This is a genomic window from Vibrio sp. La 4.2.2 (genome assembly GCF_027586995.1).
Classification (GTDB): Bacteria; Pseudomonadota; Gammaproteobacteria; order Enterobacterales; family Vibrionaceae; genus Vibrio; species Vibrio mediterranei.
On sequence record NZ_JAPPTJ010000013.1, the window covers coordinates 106,341 to 113,084 of the forward strand.

Genomic DNA, 6,744 nt, shown 5'->3' on the forward strand with positions numbered 1-6,744 from the left:
TATTAGATAAGCTGTATGGCAAAAAAATTGATTGAGTTAGGTTTTTGCTCCGGAAATGCAAAGAGAAGCATAGTATTTATATGATGTGTGATTAAAATCACGCGTTATTGAGTAGAAATCTCCACAATCGTATAATTATCAATAAACAGAGCTAATGAGTTTAATTATGATTTGCAATGAGTGGCAGCCCACAGCATCTGTGGCTTTGCTGAAAAAAAGAGCGCAAATAATCCATTCAATACGAGACTTTTTCCTATCAAGGAATGTAATGGAAGTGGATACGCCTGCTATGAGTCATGCGACCGTGACAGATATCCATTTACATACGTTCCAAACGGAGTTTGTTGGGCCGGGTTATGCGGATGGTCGTAAGCTGTATTTTATGACTAGTCCTGAGTTTCATATGAAGCGTTTGTTGGCGGCGGGCAGTGGCTCTATTTATCAAATCAATAAAGCATTCCGCAATGAAGAAAGCGGTCGCTACCACAACCCTGAGTTCACCATGCTTGAGTGGTATCGCGAAGGCTTTGACCACCACCAGTTAATGGATGAAATGGATGAACTGTTAAGGATGGTGTTGGCGTGTGATGGCGCTGAGCGAATGACATATCAACAGGCGTTTATGACCCACTTAGGAGTGTGTCCGCTAGTAGCGAGTATGCCAGAACTCCGAACGGCGGCTGGAAGCTTAGGGCTAAGTGATATTGCGGATAAAGAACAAGATCGAGATACGCTATTGCAATTGCTTTTTAGCATGGGAGTCGAAACCAAGATTGGCCAAGACGTTCCTGCGTTCGTGTATGACTTTCCTGCCTCACAAGCTGCTCTGGCTAAGGTCAATCCAAACGATGAGCGTGTTGCGGATAGATTTGAAGTCTATTTTAAGGGCATAGAGCTAGCGAATGGTTTTCATGAGCTAGACAACCCAAACGAACAATTAGCTCGCTTTGAAGAGGATAATCGTAAGCGTCAGCAAATGGGACTTCCTCAGCAGCCAATTGATTACCATTTAATAGATGCACTAAAGTCAGGCATTCCTGCATGTGCTGGCGTTGCTTTAGGTATTGACCGCCTCATTATGTTAGCACTTGGTGCAAAACATATTGATGAAGTGGTTGCGTTTCCGTTCCCGCGCGCTTAACTGACCAATATGCTGGTGCCCGCGACAGCTAATAGGGCACCTAACCAAGCATATTTATTGGGGCGCTGCTTGGTGTACAACCAAAGTAGTGGCAGCACCATAATCGGCGTGGTCGAAGAAAGCAAAGCGACCATCCCCACATTTCCGGTTTGCAATGCAAACAGAATCAGCGTCATGCCTACCGCCATCGCTAAGAAACCGTTAAGTGCCGTAATACCAAATATCGACCAAGTAATAGGGTTAATGCTCTTAGCGTGTCGAGCCCCGGTAAATAGAAACAAGCTATGGGCGATAAAAGCGGTGATCATACGTATGGCAGAGGCAGCGACAGGGTCCACTGAAGTTTGCATCACGGGCTTGGCAATAATTCCACCAAGAGCCTGACACAAGGCTGCGGTGATACCAAGTCCTACACCAAACCACACATTACCTTTGATGGTTTCGAGTTCGCTGGCTTTATGGTTACTCTTCCCACGTCGCCCAAAGAAAATAGCCGTAGCAACCCCGGAGAAAACTAAAGCGGAGCCGACCAATTCTAACGATGTCATGGTTTCTGCAAATAAGAAGTAACCTAATACCGCCGAGAACACGGCGTGGCAGGAAAATAGTAGCCCTGCTTGTCTCGGCCCCATACGGTTTAGGCAGGCGAACAGGGCGGTATCACCTATAAAGATACCAATAAGCCCAGAGAGCATCATCGGTGTAATATGACTGGCTTCTACGCTTGACCAGCCACCAGTAATGGCAGCCATCGTGGAGAGTATGATTGCGGTACAACCCATGCGCCAGCGACTATAGGAAAAGGATCCTAGATGCTTGGCCGGGGTGACGGAAATAATGCTAGATACCGCCCATAAAAAAGCGGCGATCAACGCCAGCCATTCAAATCCCATTGTTATCCCTAACGTGTATTATCCCTGTTAATTCATTAGGTTTTACTATGGCACGGTGAAAACTGCAATGAAATCCTCTTACTTGTAAGCAAGAGGATTTCATTCACCTATGATCAGGTGAGGATGAGCGTTGCTGCATAGACTATGAGCAGGCCGATTACACCAATGATAAGACCGGTTTTTGCCATGTCTTTACTTTCTATAAGCCCGGTTGAGTACGCCAAGGAGTTTGGTGGTGTGGACACTGGCAAAATCATACCGAGGGATGCTGAGAATGCGACCACCACGAGCAACCCTTGTAAACCGCCAATGCTGGCTAAGCTTTCCATTGATGCACCGATTGCCGCCGCGATAGGCATTAACAGGTTTGCGGTTGCGGTATTGGACATAAAGTTAGCCATTAACCAACACACAATCGACAGCGTAATCACGACAGCAAATGGAGAGAGGGACTCGTAATCAATGGCATGCGCTAATGCTGCGGCCAATCCGGTTTTATCCAAACCAATCCCAATGGCGATACCACCCGCGACTAACCAAAGTACGTCCCAGTTAATGAGCTTCAGTTCATCTTTACCCATGATGCCTGTTAGCGTAAATACAGCAAGTGGAATGATAGAAACTACATAGGTATTCATGCCATGAAGCTTGGTGGTCATCCATAGTAGTATCGTTGTGGCAAAGGTGACATAGACAACCATAGCCCGCCAGTTTCTCTGGAAAGCGCCTTCCAGTTTGAGCACCATTTTGTCTTCAGAAGATGGAAACAGTTTCTGCAGTAGGAACCAAGCTAATGTGAGCTGAACGATGACAAACGGTAGTCCCATCATCATCCATTGCAAGAAATCAATCGTGTTTTCACCAGTAAGATATTGCAGCGCGATAGCGTTTGGTGGTGTTCCGATCGGAGTGGCAATGCCCCCGGTGTTGGCGGCTATCGGAATACAAAGCACTAAAGCTTTGATACCCAAGTCACCTTTGGGTGCTGAGGCAACGATAGGACCGAGAAGGGCTAACATCATGACTGTTGTTGCGGTATTAGACATGAACATTGAGAACACCGCCGTAATCAACATTAACCCCAGCATAATGAACTTAGGCTGCTGTCCAAAAGGTTTAAGTAGTACGCGAGCTAGGTTGTTATCAAGTTCGTATTTTGAAGCGGCGATCGCAAGCGCGAAGCCGCCCATAAACAGAATAATAATAGGTGATGAGAAGGCACTGAAAATATCGGTGTAAGCCATCAGTTCACCAAGTTCATGACCTGCTGGTGGCGTGCGGAATAAGTGAAGTCCTTTGTCAGAGATCATGATCAACTCAAGCGCAATGATCAAAATTGAGGTGGCAAAGACTGGTACTGGCTCGAGTACCCATAGCAAAGCGGCAAGTAAAAAGATGGCTAATAATCGGTGCTGAATCAGCGTGAGGTCATCAATCGGAATCCAATCAATAGGCATCATCAGGACGCCTAACGGCACTAAAAAGCAGATGAATAGCTTAATGAGTGTCCCAGTATGTATCTTCGGCATAGGGGCGGTCACCATGGTGGATATTTAAACTGCACCTAGGTTAAAAGATATTCTACTTGGGGTCTTAGACTGGTATTAAAGTTTTGAAAAGTCGAGGGAAGATTCGTAAGGTGTTTTGCTTTGCGTCAAAATCTGAATGGCTATTTATCACGGGATTTTAAAGTGAAGTATCGTTATATCATCTAAACAAAAAACGGTGCCTAGGCACCGTTTAAGTTTGTTATTCGTCGTCTTGTAACACACTTTCCGTTTGGTTTTGCTGATGAGCGTATGGGGTGCCCATAACCGTTGGCGCGTTATTCTGCATGCTGTCATCAAAGCGAATGCTGTCTTTAGCAAATAAGTTGATGACCGTTGAGCCCAGTTTGAAGCGACCCATTTCTTCGCCTTTCTTCAGTACGACTGACTTATCACCTTCTGCAGGGTAGTCCCAGGTGTAAACAGTATTACCGCGAGGTGGTGTTACTGTGCCAGCCCAGATAAGCTCAATACTGCCCACGATTGTTGCCCCAACCAGTACTTGAGCCATTGGCCCAAACTCAGTATCGAAAATACACACAACGCGCTCATTTCGGGCGAATAGGTTTGGTACATTTTCGGCTGTCAATGGGTTTACAGAGAACAGATCGCCTGGAACATAAATCATCTGACGCAAGGTGCCATCGCATGGCATGTGCACTCGATGGTAGTCTCTAGGCGATAGATAGAGAGTCGCAAATTCGCCTTCAGCAAATTCAGCCGCTAAATCAGCATTGCCACCAAGTAGCTCCTGCGCGGTATAGTCGTGGTTCTTCGCTTGGATGAGCTTACCATCTGTGATTGGCCCAAATTGGCTCACGCATGCGTCTGCAGGATGGGAAATCACCGTTTCACCTTCAGCAATTGGACGCATTCCTGGTTTCAGCTCACGCACAAAAAACTCATTGAAGGTTTTAAAGTGAGCCGGATCTGCGTGCAAAGCTTCGTCCATATTGACGTTATATTGCTTGATAAACCAACGAATGATCGCTGTTGTTAGACCGCCTGCTTTTGCTGATGCCAGTTTACCTACCAAACGGGTCAAGCCGTGCTGAGGTATCCAGTATTGCAGTCCAACTTTAATCTTATCCATTGTTTACTATTCCAACATTAATTGAGTGTTATTAATTCAGGGCGCGAGATACTAATGTAATTCGCCCTAAATGTCAGCAATTTGTGAATGATACACGGTCAGAGTGTTAATCTCGCCCATGTTCTAGGGTTATCACAAATCGGCTTTTTTGTTTCTTGAATATTGTCGGTTCGCTTTGCCTTCGCTCATGCTATCGATAATTCGATGGTAGTTATCAAAGCGTACTTGGTCGATTTTACCTTCTTCTACCGCTTCACGAAGAATGCAACCAGGATCATCGAGGTGTTTACAGTCCCTAAACTTACAACCACCTAGATAGGGCTTGAACTCAACAAATGCTTCGGTGACTTCATTTGGTTCCAAGTGCCACAAGCCAAACTCACGTACCCCTGGAGAGTCGATAAGATCGCCGCCTGATGGGAAATGATACAATCTTGCTGCTGTCGTGGTGTGTTGGCCTAAACCAGAGTTAGTGGAAACTTCACCTTCCTCTACATCGAGCTCTGGCATCAGGGCGTTAACCAAGCTTGATTTGCCGACACCAGATTGACCAACAAAAATATTGATCTTGTCTTTTAGGTGGGCCTCGAGCTCTTCGATGCCTTCGCCACTCTCCTTACTGACCAACAGTACTTTGTAACCGATGTTCTTGTAGACATCTAAAAGTTGGTAAAACGTCTCGCGATCTTGCTCTGGAAGTAGGTCTATTTTATTTAGAACCACAAGTGGCGCGATTTCTAATGTTTCAGAGGCAATCAAATAGCGATCAATGATGTTTAAAGACAACTCTGGCACTACAGCAGAGACGATCACCATTTGGTCAACGTTTGCTGCTACGGGTTTGAGACCGTCGTAGTAGTCAGGTCTAGTTAGCATTGAGGTTCGTGGCTCTACAGCTTCTACAACGCCAGAAATACCATGCATAGATTCAAGGCCAACTCGCCATTTAACGCGATCGCCAGACACCAAAGATTCAATGCCGCGCCTTAAGTTACAGCGGTGAATTTCTTTAGTTTCGAGATCTTCAATGTCGGCATGTTGCCCAAAACGCGTGATAACAAGCCCCTGCTTGACTGCACCAAGCATGGTTTCATCCCACTGGACCGTTTCTTCCTTTGCCAGTTTTTTCTTTTGGTTGCTGCGTACACGACGCACCTGACCTTTGGTTAGTTTTTTCTTTTTCGCCACGATATTTCAATGATGCAATTTGCATCAAACCATTTGGGTTACTGAATTTAATTTCGGTATAGTACCTCTTTTAGCAGAAAACAAATAGACGAGGGCATTATGTCTTTCAGTGATGACAACTTGATCTGGGTTGATTTGGAGATGACAGGACTGGATCCTGAGCAACACAAAATTATCGAAATCGCCAGTATAGTGACGGACAGCGAGTTAAACATTCTTGCTGAAGGCCCAGTAATCGCCATTCACCAATCGGATGAAGAGTTGGCCAAAATGGATGATTGGTGCACTAATACCCATACTGCAAGTGGGCTGGTGGCTCGCGTTAAAGACAGTGAGTATGATGAAGCGGAAGCCATTAAACAAACCATCACGTTTTTAGAGCAATGGGTACCAAAAGGAAAATCACCGATTTGTGGCAATAGTATTGGTCAAGACCGACGTTTTCTCTACAAACATATGCCGGAACTTGAAGAGTATTTCCATTACCGATACGTGGATGTCAGTACGTTAAAAGAATTGACTCGTCGTTGGAAACCGGAAGTCCTTGATGGTTTTTCTAAACAAGGAACCCATCTAGCGTTGGATGACATTCGTGAGTCTATTGCTGAACTCAAATATTATCGTGAGACTATTTTTACTATCTGATCTTCGAATATTTGTTAAAAAGATAAGTTTAGGGCTGTAGCTGGCGGAAAAATAACGTATTTTTGTGTGCTTTTTCATCAAACGAAAAAAAAGTTGGTTTTTTTGCTGATAAGGACTTGCATCACAAAAAAATGCTCTTATAATTCGCAGCCCTGAACGACGAAAGACGTTCAATGCGACACTAGCTCAGTTGGTAGAGCGCAACCTTGCCAAGGTTGAGGTCACGAGTTCGAACCT

Annotated in this window: 6 protein-coding genes; 2 read left to right on the top strand and 4 right to left on the bottom strand. The window is 45.2% G+C overall.

All coding sequences use genetic code 11. The features are described 5' to 3' along the window. Positions 1-166: 166 nt before the first annotated feature. Complete coding sequence (epmA, locus tag OH456_RS22690; RefSeq protein ID WP_082795553.1) at positions 167-1,141, top strand: elongation factor P--(R)-beta-lysine ligase; 975 nt, start codon at positions 167-169, stop codon at positions 1,139-1,141. Here epmA and OH456_RS22695 read toward each other — a convergent pair. The 4 genes from OH456_RS22695 to rsgA all read right to left on the bottom strand — a co-directional run bounded on the left by OH456_RS22695 (position 1,138) and on the right by rsgA (position 5,862). After that, complete coding sequence (locus OH456_RS22695) at positions 1,138-2,034, bottom strand: DMT family transporter (protein WP_038223789.1); 897 nt, start codon at positions 2,032-2,034, stop codon at positions 1,138-1,140. The two genes, epmA and OH456_RS22695, sit on opposite strands and share 4 nt — an antisense overlap. A gap of 113 nt (positions 2,035-2,147) precedes the next feature. Beyond that, positions 2,148-3,563: an SLC13 family permease gene (locus OH456_RS22700; protein ID WP_063604349.1), complete on the bottom strand. Its 1,416-nt coding sequence runs from the start codon at positions 3,561-3,563 to the stop codon at positions 2,148-2,150. 220 nt (positions 3,564-3,783) lie between these two features. Next, complete coding sequence (asd, locus tag OH456_RS22705) at positions 3,784-4,674, bottom strand: archaetidylserine decarboxylase (protein ID WP_031494866.1); 891 nt, start codon at positions 4,672-4,674, stop codon at positions 3,784-3,786. 132 nt (positions 4,675-4,806) lie between these two features. Next, the gene (gene rsgA / locus OH456_RS22710) at positions 4,807-5,862 is read right to left on the bottom strand and encodes a small ribosomal subunit biogenesis GTPase RsgA (RefSeq protein ID WP_124940538.1); all 1,056 of its coding nucleotides are present in this window, start codon (positions 5,860-5,862) and stop codon (positions 4,807-4,809) included. 99 nt (positions 5,863-5,961) lie between these two features. Between rsgA and orn the strand changes: the two genes are divergently transcribed. After that, a complete protein-coding gene (orn, locus tag OH456_RS22715) occupies positions 5,962-6,507 on the top strand; it encodes an oligoribonuclease (protein ID WP_006075671.1) in 546 nt (181 codons plus the stop codon). Positions 6,508-6,744 lie beyond the last annotated feature (237 nt).

Coding starts and splice junctions, on each gene's coding strand:
- asd (WP_031494866.1), bottom strand. CDS start 4,674: ATGGATAAGATTAAAGTTGGACTGCAATACTGGATACCTCAGCACGGC.
- orn (WP_006075671.1), top strand. CDS start 5,962: ATGTCTTTCAGTGATGACAACTTGATCTGGGTTGATTTGGAGATGACA.
- epmA (WP_082795553.1), top strand. CDS start 167: ATGATTTGCAATGAGTGGCAGCCCACAGCATCTGTGGCTTTGCTGAAA.
- OH456_RS22695 (WP_038223789.1), bottom strand. CDS start 2,034: ATGGGATTTGAATGGCTGGCGTTGATCGCCGCTTTTTTATGGGCGGTA.
- OH456_RS22700 (WP_063604349.1), bottom strand. CDS start 3,563: ATGCCGAAGATACATACTGGGACACTCATTAAGCTATTCATCTGCTTT.